Raw genomic sequence first — 16,043 nt, forward strand, 5'->3', positions numbered from 1 at the left:
GGGGGGCGACGTGGATGGTGCTGGAGGTGCCGGTCGGAACCTAGACGGCGACCGGCGAGGGCTCCCGGGTCTCCGGCGAAGCCGGCCGGTCCGCTGCCGCCGACCCATCGGCGCCCTCGGCCACTCGCTGGACCGCTGCCGCCACGGCCGGGGCCACGTGCGGATCGAAGACGCTCGGAACGATGTAGCTCGCGTTGAGCTCGCCCTCGGCAACGCTGTCCGCGATGGCCCACGCCGCGGCGACCAGCATCTCGGTCGTGATGTCCGAGGCCCCGGCGTCCAGCAGTCCCCGGAACAGCCCCGGGAAGGCCAGGACGTTGTTGATCTGGTTCGGGAAGTCCGAGCGGCCGGTGGCCACCACGGTGGCATGCGCCACCGCAAGCGCCGGGTCGATCTCCGGATCCGGGTTGGACATGGCGAACACGATCGCATCCTCGTTCATGGCGGCCACATCGGTCTCGTCGAGCAGGTTCGGTGCGGAGACGCCGATGAACACGTCGGCACCGACCATGGCCGCCTTGAGGGAGCCGGAGAAGCCGCCCCCGTTCGTGTTCTCGGCGATCCACTGGCGGTGCGGATCGTCGTAGGCCTCCCCTCGGTGGATGGCTCCCTTGCGGGAGCAGGCCACGATGTTCCGGACGCCCTGGTCCAGGAGCAGTTGGATGATCGCATGTCCGGCGGCGCCGACGCCTGACACCACGATCTTGACGTCCTCGATCTTCTTGTCCACGACGCGCAGTGCGTTGAACAAGGCGGCGAGGGCCACGATCGCGGTGCCGTGCTGGTCGTCGTGGAAGACGGGGATGTCCAGTTCCTCACGCAGGCGGGCCTCGATCTCGAAGCAGCGGGGTGCGGAGATGTCCTCGAGGTTGATGCCGCCGTAGGCCGGGGCGATGGCCTTGACGATGCTGATGATCTCCTCGGTGTCCTTGGTGTCCAGGGCCACCGGCCAGGCGTCCACGCCGGCGAACTGCTTGAACAGGGCGGCCTTGCCCTCCATCACGGGCATGGCTGCCTCCGGACCGATGTCCCCCAGGCCGAGCACGGCGGTCCCGTCCGTCACCACCGCCACCGTGTTGCGCTTGATCGTCAGCCGGCGGGCATCCGCCGGGTTCTCGTGAATGGCCATGCAGACCCTCGCCACGCCGGGGGTGTAGGCGCGGGAGAGATCGTCACGGTTGCGCAGGGAGACCCGCGGGCTCACCTCGATCTTGCCGCCGAGGTGAATCAGGAAGGTCCGGTCGCTGACCTTGCGCACCTGGACGCCCTGCACGGACTCGAGCGCGTCGCGCACCTCGTCACGGTGTCCGGCGTCAGAGACATTGCAGCTGACATCCACGACGACGTGGTCGTGGTGGGATTCCACGATGTCCAGGGCGGTCACGCCGGCGCCGACGCGTGCGGCCGCCGCGGCGAGCTCGCTGGTGACGGTGAGACCCGACGGTGCCTGGACCCGCAGGATCATCGAATAACCGGGACTGGGTGTGGCCATGGGTTCCTCCAAGGTCGGTGGACTGACTCATTGAGCCATATCGTGGAACTTAGTTTCCGTATTATGGATATTATGGGAGCAAGCTAAGGTTGGCAAGCTAATGTTGTGGCGTCAGTCACAGGCGCATGTCCGCCTTTGGTCCACCGCACCGGGCGGACGGGCCTCAACGACGGGAGATGGCGATGAACACGAGAACCACTCAAGCGGCCCCGGCCGGCGTGCAATCGGTCGAGCGCGTTTTCGACCTGCTCGAGGTGATCACCGCGGCCGGTGGTGACATGTCCCTCAGCGAGCTCTCCGCCGCCTCCGAATTGCCGCTGCCCACGATCCACCGGCTGCTGCGCACCCTGGTGCCCACCGGATACGTCCGTCAGCTTCCGAACCGGAACTACGCCCTGGGCCCGCGACTGATCCTGTTGGGTGATGCGGCAGGACGTCAGTTCGGGTCCGCGGCCCGCTCTCGCCTGAACGAGGTGGTGCAGGAACTCGGGGAGTCCGTGAACATGGCCGTGCTGGACGGCCACCAGGCCGTGTACATCGCCCAAGCACAGTCCAACCGCTCCATGCGCATGTTCACCGAGGTGGGCCGCCGGGTGGACACCCATGACACCGGCGTGGGCAAGGCGATGCTCGCCACTCTGCCGGAGGACCGCGTCCGAGCCATCGTCACGGCCGCCGGAATGCCCACGCCGACGCCCAAGAGCATCGGCAGCCTGGAGGCCCTCTTCGCGGACCTGGAGCTGATCCGCGAGCGCGGATACGCCATGGATGACGAGGAGACCGAGCTCGGCGTTCGCTGCTACTCGATGGCGATACCCCATGCTCCGACCCCCACCGCAATCTCCGTATCCGGACCCATCACCCGCGTGGACGAGGAGTTCGGCCGCCGGGCCGTTCCCGCCCTGCGGCGTGCCGCAGAGGCGATCGCCCATGAATTGATGTCCGGCCCGGCCTGATCCCGGAACGCCCGGACAACGCCCGCCGCTCCCCACGGGGAGGGCGGGCGCCGTCGTCGATCCCCTGACCGGTTTCAGGCGTCACCGCCCGGGTTTCCGGTGGTACCGGCCGTGACGTCGTCCAGACGGTACCGATCGAAGGCCCGGGGGGGCGTCTCGGAGTCCACCTCGCCCCGGGCGGCCAGCATCTGCAGCGCCCGCACCACGATGGAGTGCACGTCGATGTTGAACCATCTGCGGGCCGCGGCGCGGGTGTCGGAGAACCCGAAATCGTCGGCGCCCAGGGTCGCGAAATCGTTCGGCAGATACTGCCGGATCCGATCCGGCAGTTCCGAGACGAAGTCCGTCGAGGCGATGACCGGACCTTCCGCGCCCGCGAGCTGCTGGGTCACGAAGGGCACCCGTCGCGGGGAGGACGGTGAGCGCAGCGCCTCGCGTTCTGCTGCCAGCCCGTCGCGGCGCAACTCGTTCCACGATGTCACCGACCACACGTCGGCCGAGACCCCCCAGTCCTCCTCCAGCACCTGCTGGGCCTGCAGGGCCCACGGTACGGACACGCCGGACCCGAGCAGCTGGACCCGCGGACCAGCGCTCTCCGAACGCTGGATCCGATGGATGCCGCCCACGATCCCCTCCACGTCGACATCCTCCGGCTCGGCGGGCTGCCGGTAGGGCTCGTTGTAGACGGTCAGGTAGTACATGACGTTCGGGTCCGTCGAGCCGGGGCCGTACATCTGCTCCAGGCCATGCCGGATGATGTGCGCGATCTCGTAGCCGTAGGCGGGATCGTAGCTGCGCACGGCAGGGTTCGTCCCGGCGAGGACAGGAGAATGACCGTCGGCATGCTGCAATCCCTCCCCCGTGAGGGTGGTCCGCCCGGCCGTGGCGCCGATGATGAACCCTCGGGTCATCTGATCGGCGGCGGCCCAGAAGGAATCACCGGTGCGCTGGAAACCGAACATCGAGTAGAAGATGTAGACCGGCACCATCGGCTCCCCGTGGGTGGCGTAGGAGGTGCCCGCAGCGGTGAAGGCCGCCGTGGCCCCGGCCTCGTTGATGCCCGGGTGGAGCAGGACTCCCTGGGGGGATTCCTTGTAGGCCAGCATCAGCTCGCGGTCCACGGAGAGGTAGTTCTGCCCGTTGGGGTTGTAGATCTTCGCCGTGGGAAAGAACGAGTCCATTCCGAACGTGCGGGCCTCGTCCGGGACGATCGGCACGATCCGGTGCCCGAAGTCCTTGTCCCGCATCAGGTCCCTCAGGACGCGCACGAAGGCCATCGTGGTCGCCGCCATCTGCTTGCCGGAGCCCTTGGCGGCCGAACGGTAGGCGCCGCCGTCGGGAAGGACCACGGAGCCGTGCTCGGCCCGGCGCGCGGGCAGGCTCCCGCCGAGGGCACGCCGGCGCTCGAGCAGGTACCGGATCTCCGGTGCGTCTGCGCCCGGGTGGTAGTACGGAGCGCTGTAGGGGTCAGCCTCGATCTGCTCGTCGGCGATGGGGATACGCAGGTGGTCCCGGAACGCCTTGAGGTCCTCCAGCGTGAGCTTCTTCATCTGATGGGTGGCGTTCCGGGCCTCGAAGGAGGTGCCCAGGCCATATCCCTTCACGGTCATGGCGAGCACCACCGTGGGTTTGCCCCGGTACTGGACGGCCGCCCGGTAGGCCGCGTAGACCTTCTGGTAGTCATGCCCGCCGCGCTTGAGCGCCCAGATCTCATCGTCGCTCAGTGAGGCCACCATGTCCTTGGTCGCGGCGGAGCGGCCGAAGAAGTGCTCGCGGATGAACGCTCCGGACTCCGCCTTGAAGGTCTGGTAGTCACCGTCCAGGGTCTCGTTCATGATCCGCACGAGTTCGCCGTCCTGATCCGCCGCCAGGAGCGGATCCCATTCGCGTCCCCACAGCACCTTGACCACGTTCCAGCCGGCACCGCGGAAGAAGGCCTCGAGTTCCTGGACGATCTTGCCGTTGCCACGCACCGGCCCGTCGAGGCGCTGGAGGTTGCAATTGATGACGAAGTTCAGGTTGTCCAAGCCCTCGTTGGCCGCCAGTTGGAGCAGGCCCCTCGATTCCGGCTCGTCCATCTCGCCGTCGCCCAGGAAGGCCCACACCTGCTGGTCAGAGGTGTCCTTGATGCCGCGGTGCTGCACGTAGCGGTTGAACTGCGCCTGGTAGATCGCGTTCATCGGGCCGATGCCCATCGACACCGTGGGGAACTGCCAGAACTCAGGCATCGAGCGTGGATGCGGGTAGGACGGGATGCCGTCCTGTCCTTTCGACTTCTCCTGCCGGAACCCGTCCAGTTGCTGTTCGCTGAGCCGGCCCTCCAGGAACGCGCGTGCGTACATGCCCGGGGACGCATGGCCCTGGAAGAAGACCTGGTCCCCGCCACCAGGGTGGTCCGCGCCGCGGAAGAAGTGGTTGAAGCCGACCTCATAGAGCGTGGCCGCACCGGCATAGGTGGAGATGTGTCCTCCCACCCCGATCCCCGGCCGCTGGGCCCGCTGGACCATCACGGCGGCGTTCCAGCGGAGCCAGCGGCGGTAGCGGCGCTCGATCTCCTCGTCGCCGGGGAAGTCCGGCTCCTGCTCCACGGGGATGGTGTTCACATAATCCGTGGTCACTGCCTGGACGCCCCGACCGGCAGGCTCGGCCGGTGGCGCCGGTGGCGCCAAGAGGTATTGCGTTCTCTCGTGCAGTTGCTTCTCGATGAGGTCCTGGAAGGAGCTGAGCCACTCCGTTGCCCTCCCGGGCGCACCGCTCGGGACCTCGGGGACCTGGCGGTTCTCAGCTGCCATCAATTGATCAGGGTTCACGTCAATTCACTTCCGTAGTCATGGATCCACCCAAGACCCGTCAACGCCGTGGGGCGCCGCGTTCGCCGGCGCAGGACGCCGGTGACGGCGGCCGGTGCAGACAGGCCATGCCGATGGGTCAGTGCGCGGGCTTCTCCTGCGCCTCGTCCGGTGGCGCGCAGATCCGGGTGTCGATGATCTCTCCGGTGTCCGTGATGACCGGCACCGGGTTGCCGTCACAGTCGACGAGCTGGCCGTCCCGGACGGTGTCGCCTTCCTTCAGGTGGTCCTGGAGGTGACCCACGCTCTCGTAGCGGACCCCCCGCACGGGGGCGTTGGCGAAGACCGAGCCGGTGCCTCCGGGCGGATTGCCGGCACGGAACTCGTTGTAGAGCAGGTTCAGCAGAACGGCCATCACCGCGGCGGAGCTGATGCCCGAGTGGAAGATGGTCTCGAACCAGGTGGGGAAGTTCGCGTAGATCTCCGGGACGGCGATCGGCAACATGCCGAAGCCGATCGAGGCCGCCACGATGATCAGGTTGGCACCATTCTTGTAGTCCACCTTGCCGAGCGTGCGGATGCCGGAGGCGGCCACGCTGCCAAAGAGCACGATGCCGGCGCCGCCCAGCACGGGTGGCGGGATCGCGGCGACGACCCGGCCGAGAACCGGCAGGAGGCCGAGGATCACGAGGATCGCGCCGCCGGCGGTGACCACGAATCGGCTCTTGATGTTCGTGATCGCCACCAGGCCCACGTTCTGGGCGAAGGCACTCTGGGTGAAGCCGTTGAAGATCGGCGCGATGGCGGAGGCGGCCATGTCGGCGCGCAGTCCGTCGGCGATCCGCCTCTTGTCCACCTTGGTGTCCACGATCTCCCCGACGGCGATGATGTCCGCCGTGGTCTCGGTCAGGATCACCAGCACCACGATGAACATGGACAGGATGGCGGCGATGTTGAAGACCGGGGGCCCGAAGGCCAGCGGCTCGGGAAAGGCGAAGATGTCACCGACGAAGACCTGGCTGAAGTCGGCCCTGCCCAGGAGTGCCGCGGCGATGGTGCCCAGGACCAGCCCGATGAGGATGGACAGGCGCGAGATGGCCGCGCTGCGCACCTTGGACAGCAGCAGGATGATCAACAGGGTGAGACCCGCGAGCCCGATGTTGGCCACGGAGCCGTAATCGGGAGATTCGGCATCATTGCCCATGGCCCAGCGCGCGGCCACGGGGAACAGGGTGAGTCCGATCGCGGTGATCACCACGCCCGTGACGACGGGCGGGAAGAACCGGATGATGCTGGCGAAGAACGGCGTGATGAGGAAGCCGAGGACCGCTGAGACGATCACGGCTCCGAAGACGGCCTGGATCCCCCCGTCCCCCTGGGCGATGGCGGTCATCGTGGCCACGGAGGCGAACGAGGTTCCCTGCACGAGGGGCAACTGAGAGCCGAAGAATTTGATGCCGAACGACTGCAGGATGGTGGCGAGCCCACCCACGAAGAGACAGGCCGCGATGAGCAGACCCTGCTCTTGCGGGCTGACCCCTGCGACACCTCCGATGATCAGCGGCGGGGCGATGATGCCGCCGTACATGGTGAGCACGTGCTGGAGGCCGTAGCCGAAACTCCTGCCGACGCCGAGATACTCGTCTTCTGGACGGGCCGCCGCCGTCCGCCGGGCTGTCTTGTTCCTCGTCATGGTGTCCATCCTGTGGAGGTGGGTAGGGAGGGTGGAGGTGTGGCGCGTGGCGGGCCCGTCGCCACGTGTGGTGCCGGACCCGCCGCGCGATGCGGCCGCGTCAGCAGAAGCCGGCGATGCCCGTCCAGGCCTGCTCGTTCACGGGGGCGCCCTTGCGCTGGATGGTCGCCTCGATGAGTCCGTACGGGCGGTCGGCCGCGTAGTGCGTCTCCTTGTCATTGGGCAGATCGCAGAAGCCGAGGTCGTAGACGAAGTGATGCTTGTTGGGGCAGGAGAACTTGATCTCGTCGATCTCCGGGTGTGCCTCGATCACGGCCTTGCCCATCAGGTAGAGCGTCTCCTGCAGCGCCCGGGAGTAGTGGTCCGTGAACTTGTTCAGGATGATCCGCTTGACGTCCTCATAGACGGCGTCGAAGTCCACGTCGGTGGTGTTGTACCGCCAGCGGGTGGCCACGTCCGTGGACATGATGCGGTCCTGGGTCTCGGCCAGCGTCGTGTACTGGTCCTTGGCGTAGTCCGTGAAACCGGATTCGGTGGACTTCAGGATGGTCAGGTCCTTGAAGCCGGAGATGACCGTCCGGCTTCCTCCGCCGGCCACCACCACGGCGGTGCGGACCTCGTCCTTGTTCTGCACGAAGCAGTGGTCGTGGTCCTCAATCCGGTTCCAGGCGTGCTCGTGCGCCGCCCAGCGTCCGCCGTCGACCCAGTCGAATTCCGCGGTGAAGTGATCGGCGAGGTGGAGCAGCAGCGCCTCCGGCGACTCGACCCCATACTTCTGGGCGAACGCGAACACGGTGTTCTTCTGCGTGTCCGTGGGCACGCAGTGGGCGTTGTCGCCTTCGGTGTGGACGGCGTCGAGGTCGCCGCGCAGCTGCGAGGTGACCACCAGATCACGGATCACGTGGCGCTCGGTGTCGCGGTTGATCCGCACGACGTGGTTCTCGGCCTTGCCGTACTGGTTCGCACCGAGGACGACGGTGTCCGTGGTGGCCAGAGTGGTGGTGTCGGTCATGGCGTTTCTCCTTGGAGTGGTCCAGTGGTTTCTACTGACATGGGGCGGTCGACGACGGGACGGGCCCGTCGACTCCTGGGTCAACTGCCCCGGTAGGTGGAAAAGGCGAACGGGCTCAGCAGCAGCGGCACGTGGTAGTGCCGCTGCTGCGCCTGCACCGTGAAGTTCACGGTGACGAACGGGTAGAACGTCGGCTGGTTGTTGCCGGCGAAGTATTCGCCCGTTCGAAAGGTGATCCGGTAGTCGCCGGATTCCAGGGTCTCTGGGCCCAGTTCGGGCACGCGGCCGTCCTCATCGGTCTCGGCGGTCGCCAGGGGGAGGCCGTCGACGGTCTCCAGGTGCACCGTGATCCCCTGGGCGGGGGTACCGGTGACGGAGTCCAGGACGTGGGCGGTGATGTAGCTCATGGGGTGACGAGCCCTTCGAGTCGGAGGAGCGCGATCTGGCGCAATTGGTCGGCGACGACGGCCAGTTCCTCGTCCGGTCCGTTCGCCATCCGGCCGGACAGGTTCGCCAGGATCTCCTGGGGGCTGCGTCCGGCGGCGCGGATGAGGAACACCCGACCGAACCTCTCCTCGTAAGCCCGGTTGCCCTCGAGCAGCCGTTGCCGGATCTCCACGTCGCTCGGATCGACGGCGGCCTGCTCTGCCCGCGACAGGGTCGCCTCCGCGCTGTCCCCCGGAGAACGCTCACCGATGCGAGGATGATGGTCCAGTGCTCGCTCGATCTCCTCTGCACGCAAGGGGCTGGCCGCAGCCTGCGCGGTCTCCAGCAGGGCATCATGGTCCGGGTAGGGCCGTCCCTCCACCACGGATTCGAACCACCGGGGGATGTCGAGTGCCGGCCGGATCGCGTCCACCGCTGCGGCTCGGTCAAGGGAGTTGAACTCAGTTAGCCTCATGGAACGCTGGTGGCCCTCTCTAGTTTCCGCAATGCGGAATCGAACTTTCATTATCCATATAGTGAACTGGGTCACAGGCCAGAAGTCAATGACGCCGCCCGACATTTCTCTCCGACCTCGGAAAGCCCCAGCAGAGGAGCCAGCCATGAACCCACCCACCCACGAACCCTCGCCCCCACACACGGACGCCTTGACTGTGGTCATCACGGGAGCGGGGTCCGGGATAGGCCGGGCCACGGCGCACGTCTTCCTGGAGGCGGGGTGGACCGTGGTCCTCACTGGCCGGCGCCGCGAAGCCCTGCTGGAGACAGCCGCCCATGCCGCCAACGCCCACGTCGTCCCCCTGGACGTGACGGACCCGGTCGGCGTGGCCTCCGGCTTCCAGGCGATCCAGGACCTGACCGGACGGATCGATGTGTTGTTCAACAACGCGGGCACCTTCGGCCCCACCGGTGAAGTGGACGAGATCGATCCGGAGGAGTGGGAGCACGCCCTGCGGGTCAACCTCACCGGCGCCTTCCTGTGCTCAGCCCAAGCGTTTCGGATCATGAGGCGACAACAGCCCCGGGGCGGGCGGATCATCAACAACGGGTCCATCTCCGCCCACGTGCCCCGGCCCCAGTCAGCGGCCTACACCGCGAGCAAGCACGCCCTCACCGGCCTCACCAAGTCACTGGCCCTGGACGGACGGGCCCACGGCATCACCTGCGGGCAGATCGACATCGGCAATGCAGCCACGGACCTCCTCGCTGGCGTGGCCCCGGACTCCGGGGCCTTGCAGGCCGACGGATCCCGGCGGCCTGAGCCGAGCTTCCCCGCCGAGGAGGCCGGCCGGGCCGTCCTGCTCATGGCCCAACTACCGCCATCCGCCATGGTCAACTCCCTGGTGCTGACAGCCTCCGGCATGCCGTTCACCGGGCGCGGCTGACGGCCTCGCACGAGCACAGACCGGACGGACTCATCCCCTGGCCCCACCCTCGCCCTGGACCGTGGCTCTTGACGCCCTCCGTCCCAGACAGTATGTTTCCGCATAGTGAAAGCACTATTCCGCTATGTGATTTGAGGGAGTTCATGAACGACACCACGACGCCCACTGCCGCTGCATCCTTCGCTGATTCCCCGTTCTCCACCGCTGATTCGGCTTTCTCCAACATTGACTGTGACCCGGATCTGAGCCGGCCCCTGCCCTCCACCGGGCCCGCGTCCCAACTGTGGGTCCTCGCCGTGGGGTGGGCCTGGGTCCGCGCCGTGGCAGTCCGCCTCGCCGAACGCCGCAGCGCACCGACCCGTCCGTGAAACCACCACGCACACCACTTGGGAGAGTCATGACCCAGCAGTTGACCACCGGAGCCACCGCACCCGAGCTCACCCTCACCGATCACCACTCGAACCCGGTGCGGTTGTCGGAACTACGCGGCCAGAAAGTGATCGTGTACTTCTACCCGAAGGCCTTCACCCCGGGCTGCACCACCGAGGCCTGCGATTTCCGGGACAACATCGCCTCCCTGCAGGGTCTGGGCTACACCGTGCTCGGTGTCTCCGGCGACGATCTGGAGTCGCTGCAGCACTTCGCCCGGGAACACCGCCTCCCCTACCGACTCCTCTCCGACCCTGACGGACGGGCAGCTCAGGCCTGGGGCGCCTGGGGCGAGAAGATCGTCAACGGGGCCACCCTGGTGGGCCCGTTGCGCTCCACCGTGGTGGTCAATGAGGAGGGGATCGTGGTGTCGGCCGAGTACAACGTCCAGGCCGATGGCCACGTCGCGGCACTCCGGGAGCGCTTGACCGTCTGAGTCGGCACCGTCCCCTCTCCCCGTATCGATGACAGGAACCTGATGAGACGAGCGAAAATCGTGGCCACCTTTGGTCCGTCCGTTGCGGGCTACGAGCAGACCAGGTCGCTCCTGGCCGCGGGGGTTGACGTGGCTCGGCTGAACATGAGCCACGGCGACCGCCCAACGCATGACACCACCTACCGGAACATCCGCACGGCAGCCGCCGAGCTCGGCCGTGATGTGGGCATCATGGCTGATCTCCAGGGACCCAAGATCCGGCTGGGCCGATTCGCCGACGGCCCCCATCAGCTGGCGACCGGCGAGCGATTCACGATCACCATCCGGGATGTCCCCGGCACCCGTGAGCTCTGTTCCACCACCTTCGGTGGCCTGCCCGGTGACGTCCGCGTTGGCGACCGCCTGCTGATCGACGACGGTCGGGTCGCCCTGCGTGCCGTCGAGGTCACCGCGGAGGACGTGGTCACCGAGGTGATCGTCGGCGGCGCCGTGTCCGACCACAAGGGCATCAACCTGCCCGGCGTCCCGGTCAGCATCCCCGCGCTGACAGACAAAGACGAGGCGGACCTGCGCTGGGCGCTGCGCCTGGGCGTCGACTTCGTCGCCTTGTCCTTCGTCCGGGACGCCGCGGACATCGGGCACGTCCATCGGATCATGGACCAGGAGGGCCGGCGTACCCCGGTCATCGCCAAGATCGAGAAACCCCAGGCCGTCGAAGCCCTGGAAGAGATCATCCAGGCTTTCGACGCGATCATGGTGGCCCGCGGCGATCTCGGCGTGGAGCTGCCCCTGGATCAGGTGCCACTCGTCCAGAAGCGGGCGATCGAGCTGGCCCGGCGCGGTGCCAAGCCGGTCATCGTGGCCACGCAGGTCCTGGAGTCCATGATCAGCAGCCCGCAACCCACGCGCGCAGAGGCCTCGGACTGTGCCAATGCCGTTCTCGATGGTGCGGATGCGGTCATGCTCTCCGGAGAGACCAGCGTCGGCGCCTATCCGGTGGAGACCGTCGAGACCATGGCGCGGATCATCACCAGCACCGAGGACCACGGCTTGGAACGGATTCCCGCGTTGGGCACCGCACCGCAGACGCGCAGCGGTGCCATGACCCTGGCCGCAGTGCAGATCGCGGACCACCTGGGCGCGCACTCCCTCTGCACCTATACCGCCAGCGGTGATTCTGCTCGCCGGCTCTCCCGGTTGCGTCCGATCCGGCCGGTCTACGCCTTCGCCCCCACGGAGGACGTCCGGAACCAGCTCACGCTCCTCTGGGGTGTGCGACCCCTGCCAGCCCCACTGGCCTCACTCCTGTCCAGAGAGACAGCGGGCGTCGCATGGACCACGGGCACCGATGAGATGACGGAGCACCTCGATGAGGTGCTCCGAAGCCTCGGGTTGGCCGTAGCGGGGGACCTCATCGTCCTCTCGGCGGGTTCACCCCCCGGCGGTCCGGGGTCCAGCACACTGATCAAGCTGCACCAGGTGGACCGAGTCCACCCGGTGGGCGGGCCGTCCGGTGCCGTCGTATCAGCGGAGGACGTGGAGGCTCTCATCGGTTCCCGGTGACGCGTCCGTCCCAGGTCACCGCCACTCTCCGGGAGGACCCCGAGTCATCCCTGAGGATGACCCTGATCGATCACGGAACAAGCCTGTCGGTGGATCCGTGGCGGCGGTGAAACCGGTTGAGTAGGTGTCATGGATACCAGTACGGATGTCATCGCCTCCACCACTCCCGCTTCCCCGGACACCCCCTCAACCGCCATCTCCGCCCGTGGCCTCGTCAAGACCTACGGCAAGGGCGAAGCTGTGGTCCACGCCCTCGCCGGCGTGGACGTGGACTTCGCCGAGGGCCGCTTCACGGCCATCATGGGCCCCTCGGGCTCCGGCAAGTCCACCCTCATGCACTGCCTCGCCGGCCTCGACACCGCGGACTCCGGCTCCATCGTGCTCGGCGGCCAGGAGATCACGGGCCTGAATGACACCGAGCTGACCCGCCTGCGCCGCGACCGCATCGGCTTCGTCTTCCAAGCCTTCAATCTGGTCCCCACCCTGACGGCCGAGCAGAACATCGTGCTGCCCCTGGACCTGGCCGGCAAGCCGGTAGACCGGGCCTGGATGGCCGACGTCGTGGGGATCCTCGGGCTGACGGACCGCCTCAAGCACAAGCCCCACCAGCTCTCCGGCGGCCAGCAGCAGCGCGTGGCCGTGGCCCGGGCCCTGCTGACCCGCCCGGACGTGGTGTTCGGCGACGAGCCGACCGGCAACCTGGATTCCGCCACCGGCGCCGAGGTGCTGTCCCTGCTGCGCCGCTCCTCCCGGGAGATGGGCCAGACCATCATCATGGTCACGCACGATCCGGCCGCCGCCGCCTACGCCGACCGCGTGGTCCTGCTCGCCGACGGACAGCTCGCCGGCGAGATCACCGACCCCACCCCGGACAACGTGCTGGCCTCCCTGGCGAAGCTGGGGGTGGCCTGAGCCATGCTGAAGCTCGCCCTGTCCCAACTGAGGGACCAGCCGCGCCGCTACATCTCGGTGCTGCTGGCCATCACGATCGGCGTGACGTTCCTGGCCTCCGCCCTGCTCGTGGGCTCGTCTTCCACGGCCAGCCTGCGCAACTCCATCGGGGCCACCTACTCCCAGGCCGACCTGGTGGTCGGCCCGTCCTCCGGCTCCGCCGACACGTACGATGCCATGACCTCCATGGCCGAGGTGGCCGGCACCTCCTCCGAACCCGGCCCCCTGCAGGACGTCGAAGGCGTCAAGGACGCCTACGGCCACGTGGTCAGCTCGATCGGCGTCCAGCGTCCCTCCGACGCGGTGGGAGAGGGCACCTGGAGCCCCGACTCCGACTTCGCCATGGCCTCCACCGTCCCCGAGGACACCTCCCTGGTGGCCGAACGGCTCACGGCCGGCGAGTACCCGGCCGCCGGCTCCACCACGGAGATCACCGTGGATGAGCGCACCGCCGAGAACTTCGGGCTCGACGTCGGCTCCTCCACCTTCCTGATGTCCGGCATGTCCGCTGACGCGGCCGGCCGCAAGGTCACCGTGTCCGGGCTGACCGAGGTCTCCCAGGATCCCGCTGGGATCGGCGCGATCCAGCTGAAGATGGACGACGCCCTGGCCCAGGCCCTGAAGCTCGACTCCGTCCAGGCGATGACCTCGGACGCCGGTACCGCCGGCGAGGAGGCGGTCGATGTGGAGGAGATCCTCGGTCAGGACTACGCCGAGTACGTCCTGATCAGCCTCGAGGACGGGGCCGATCTGGTCGCCGTCCAGGCCGCCCTGCAGGAATTCGTCGACACCGAGGGGATGGCCGTCACGGTGGCCACCCCGGACGTGCAGGCCCAGGAGCAGGTCGCCCAACTGGCCGGTTCCAACGTCTTCGTCTGGGTGCTCGGCGCCTTCGCCGTGATCGCCCTGCTCGTGACTGCCCTGGTCATCTCCAACACCTTCTCCGTGCTCGTGGCCCAGCGGTCCCGTGATCTGGCGCTGCAGCGGGCCCTCGGTGCCTCCCGCCGGCAGGTGCGCGGATCGGTGCTGGTCGAGGCCGGCGTCATCGGCATCATCGGTGCGATCATCGGTTCGGCCCTGGCCAGCGGCATCGTGGCGGCCCTCGTCCTCTGGGGCTCCACCAACGAGGGATTCGGGTTCCTGACCTTCGAGGCCAATCCCCGCGATCTCCTGGCCTGCGTGGCGGTGGGCATGGTCATGACGATCGTCGCCTCGATGTCCGCCGCCCTGGCGGCGACGCGCGTGTCCCCGCTGGAGGCCATGCGTCCCCGCGAGGACGCCGCCGTGGGCAACCGGGCCGGTGCGCTGCGCCTGGTCTTCGGCTCGCTGCTCCTGGTAGCCGGCGCGGCCGGTCTGGTCTGGGGCGCAGCGGAGGCCAACCTCGCGATCGCTGTGGCCGGCGGCGCACTGTCCTTCGTGGGCGTGCTCATGCTCGCCGTGCTGTTCGTCCCCGCGGTCGTCTCCGTGGCCGGACTGGCGGCCCGCCCGGCCGGAGTGCCCGGTCGGATGGCCCGCCTCAACGCCACCCGCAATCCGGGCCGGACGGCCTCCACGGCCGCGGCCCTGCTGATCGGCACCACCCTGGTGGCCATGATGCTCACGGGCGGGCGCACCGCCCAGCAGCAGATGGACACCATCTTCGCCACCGAGTTCCCGGTGGACCTGCAGGTGGAGCTCGTGCCGGGTAGCGGCAACGAGTCTGCCGTGGACGCCGCAGGGCAGTCCGGTGGCGGATCCGATGCCGGGTCCGGTGCCGGGTCCGGTGCGGGATCGCCTGCTGCCGGTCTGGACGCCGCCGAGGCCCAGTCCGCCCGGGATGCCGTGGCTCAGGTGGAGGGGATCGACTCCGCCGCCCTGCTGCTGCCGGCCGGCATAGCCGAGTCCACCGCGGGTGTCGGATCCGCCGCAGGCTCGAACTCGGGTGAGGGTTCGGTGCCCGACGGCTCCGACACCGGTATGCCCGTCTATGCCGCCGACCCTGCGGACCTGCGGTCCGTTGTCTCCGGCCTGCCGGAGGGCGAGTCCGCCGACCGGCTCGGGGAGCCAGGGACCATCCTGGTGCCCAACACGGTCGAGACGGACACCGTGACTGTCACGGGTGCCACCGGTTCCCTCGAGCTGGACGTCATCCAGAGCGCGTCCTCGGCCGTCCGGCCCGTGATCACCCTCGAGGATGCGCAGTCGATCGGCCTGGCCGAGGGCGCCGGGGCGGGAGCCGGGGACGGTGCCGGAGGTGGTGCGGCGGGCAACGCTGCTGCTGCCGCCGTGGCCGCCACGGCACCGCAGCTCTGGCTGAACGCCTCGGACACCGTCACCCTAGACGGCATGCAGGAGCTGAACACCGGCATCGCCCAGGCGGCCGGAGTCTCCCAGGACAAGATCTCGGGGGACCTGAGCTTTCGGCTGATGTTCTCCGTGGTGATCGACGGCATGCTCATGGTGGTCACGGCCCTTCTCGCGGTCTCCGTGCTGATCGCCCTGATCGGCGTGGCCAACACCCTGTCCCTGTCCGCCATCGAGCGCTCACGGGAGAACTCGCTGATGCGGGCCCTGGGCCTGACCCGGCGCGGGCTCCGCGGCATGCTGGCCCTGGAAGCCGTGCTCATCTCGGGGGTGGCGGCACTGATCGGCTGCGCCCTGGGGACCGTCTATGGCGGATTGGGCGCCCACACGGTCTTCGGGCCGATGGCGGCCGGGATCGGTCAGTCGATCGTCTGGCCGGTGGTCCCCTGGTGGGAGTTGGCCGTGATCGTGGGGGTGTCCGTACTGGCCGGGCTGCTCGCCTCGGTGGCCCCCTCACAACGGGCGGCCAAGCTGGCTCCGGTGCAGGGGCTCGCCCTGGCCTGATCCACCCCGCCTCGGCGCCCACCGCCATCCTGTTGAGTGGGGGGGG

At 68.2% G+C, this 16,043-nt stretch carries 13 protein-coding genes; 7 read left to right on the plus strand and 6 right to left on the minus strand.

The genetic code is table 11. The annotated features are described in order from the left end of the window. Positions 1-40: 40 nt before the first annotated feature. The gene (locus tag RUH65_RS11815; protein ID WP_313817640.1) at positions 41-1,492 is read right to left on the minus strand and encodes an NAD-dependent malic enzyme; all 1,452 of its coding nucleotides are present in this window, start codon (positions 1,490-1,492) and stop codon (positions 41-43) included. Between the two features lie 182 nt (positions 1,493-1,674). On the opposite strand from RUH65_RS11815, the gene RUH65_RS11820 reads away from it, so the two are divergent. Beyond that, a complete protein-coding gene (locus RUH65_RS11820; RefSeq protein ID WP_313817642.1) occupies positions 1,675-2,448 on the plus strand; it encodes an IclR family transcriptional regulator in 774 nt (257 codons plus the stop codon). Between the two features lie 74 nt (positions 2,449-2,522). Here RUH65_RS11820 and aceE read toward each other — a convergent pair whose 3' ends face one another. The 5 genes from aceE to uraD all read right to left on the minus strand — a co-directional run bounded on the left by aceE (position 2,523) and on the right by uraD (position 8,843). Further along, positions 2,523-5,240: a pyruvate dehydrogenase (acetyl-transferring), homodimeric type gene (gene aceE, locus RUH65_RS11825; RefSeq protein ID WP_313817643.1), complete on the minus strand. Its 2,718-nt coding sequence runs from the start codon at positions 5,238-5,240 to the stop codon at positions 2,523-2,525. Positions 5,241-5,376: 136 nt separating this feature from the next. Beyond that, positions 5,377-6,930: a nucleobase:cation symporter-2 family protein gene (locus RUH65_RS11830; RefSeq protein ID WP_396180144.1), complete on the minus strand. Its 1,554-nt coding sequence runs from the start codon at positions 6,928-6,930 to the stop codon at positions 5,377-5,379. A 100-nt stretch (positions 6,931-7,030) separates the two neighbouring features. Next, a complete protein-coding gene (gene pucL / locus RUH65_RS11835; protein WP_313817646.1) occupies positions 7,031-7,942 on the minus strand; it encodes a factor-independent urate hydroxylase in 912 nt (303 codons plus the stop codon). A gap of 80 nt (positions 7,943-8,022) precedes the next feature. Further along, on the minus strand, positions 8,023-8,349 hold the full coding sequence (uraH, locus tag RUH65_RS11840) for a hydroxyisourate hydrolase (protein WP_313817647.1): 327 nt from the start codon (positions 8,347-8,349) through the stop codon (positions 8,023-8,025). Continuing rightward, on the minus strand, positions 8,346-8,843 hold the full coding sequence (gene uraD, locus RUH65_RS11845) for a 2-oxo-4-hydroxy-4-carboxy-5-ureidoimidazoline decarboxylase (protein ID WP_313817648.1): 498 nt from the start codon (positions 8,841-8,843) through the stop codon (positions 8,346-8,348). The genes uraH and uraD overlap by 4 nt, the downstream gene beginning before the upstream one ends. Before the next feature lie 145 nt (positions 8,844-8,988). Here uraD and RUH65_RS11850 point away from each other — a divergent pair, with 145 nt between their 5' ends. From RUH65_RS11850 to RUH65_RS11875, 6 genes are all read left to right on the plus strand, one after another. Next, positions 8,989-9,771 (plus strand): SDR family oxidoreductase, encoded by a 783-nt coding sequence (locus tag RUH65_RS11850; protein ID WP_313817650.1) that lies wholly within the window; start codon positions 8,989-8,991, stop codon positions 9,769-9,771. Positions 9,772-9,914: 143 nt separating this feature from the next. Next, entirely contained in the window at positions 9,915-10,139 is a 225-nt protein-coding gene (locus RUH65_RS11855) for a hypothetical protein (protein WP_313817651.1), read from the plus strand. A gap of 29 nt (positions 10,140-10,168) precedes the next feature. Continuing rightward, entirely contained in the window at positions 10,169-10,636 is a 468-nt protein-coding gene (locus tag RUH65_RS11860) for a peroxiredoxin (protein ID WP_313817652.1), read from the plus strand. A gap of 42 nt (positions 10,637-10,678) precedes the next feature. Next, entirely contained in the window at positions 10,679-12,199 is a 1,521-nt protein-coding gene (gene pyk / locus RUH65_RS11865; protein ID WP_313817653.1) for a pyruvate kinase, read from the plus strand. A gap of 129 nt (positions 12,200-12,328) precedes the next feature. Further along, positions 12,329-13,111, plus strand: coding sequence for an ABC transporter ATP-binding protein (locus tag RUH65_RS11870; protein WP_313817654.1), 783 nt, complete (start codon positions 12,329-12,331; stop codon positions 13,109-13,111). Positions 13,112-13,114: 3 nt separating this feature from the next. Then, on the plus strand, positions 13,115-15,997 hold the full coding sequence (locus RUH65_RS11875; RefSeq protein WP_313817655.1) for an ABC transporter permease: 2,883 nt from the start codon (positions 13,115-13,117) through the stop codon (positions 15,995-15,997). The last annotated feature ends 46 nt before the right edge of the window (positions 15,998-16,043 follow it).

Origin of the sequence: Citricoccus sp. (assembly GCF_032154715.1) — a bacterium.
Classification (GTDB): Bacteria; Actinomycetota; Actinomycetes; order Actinomycetales; family Micrococcaceae; genus Citricoccus.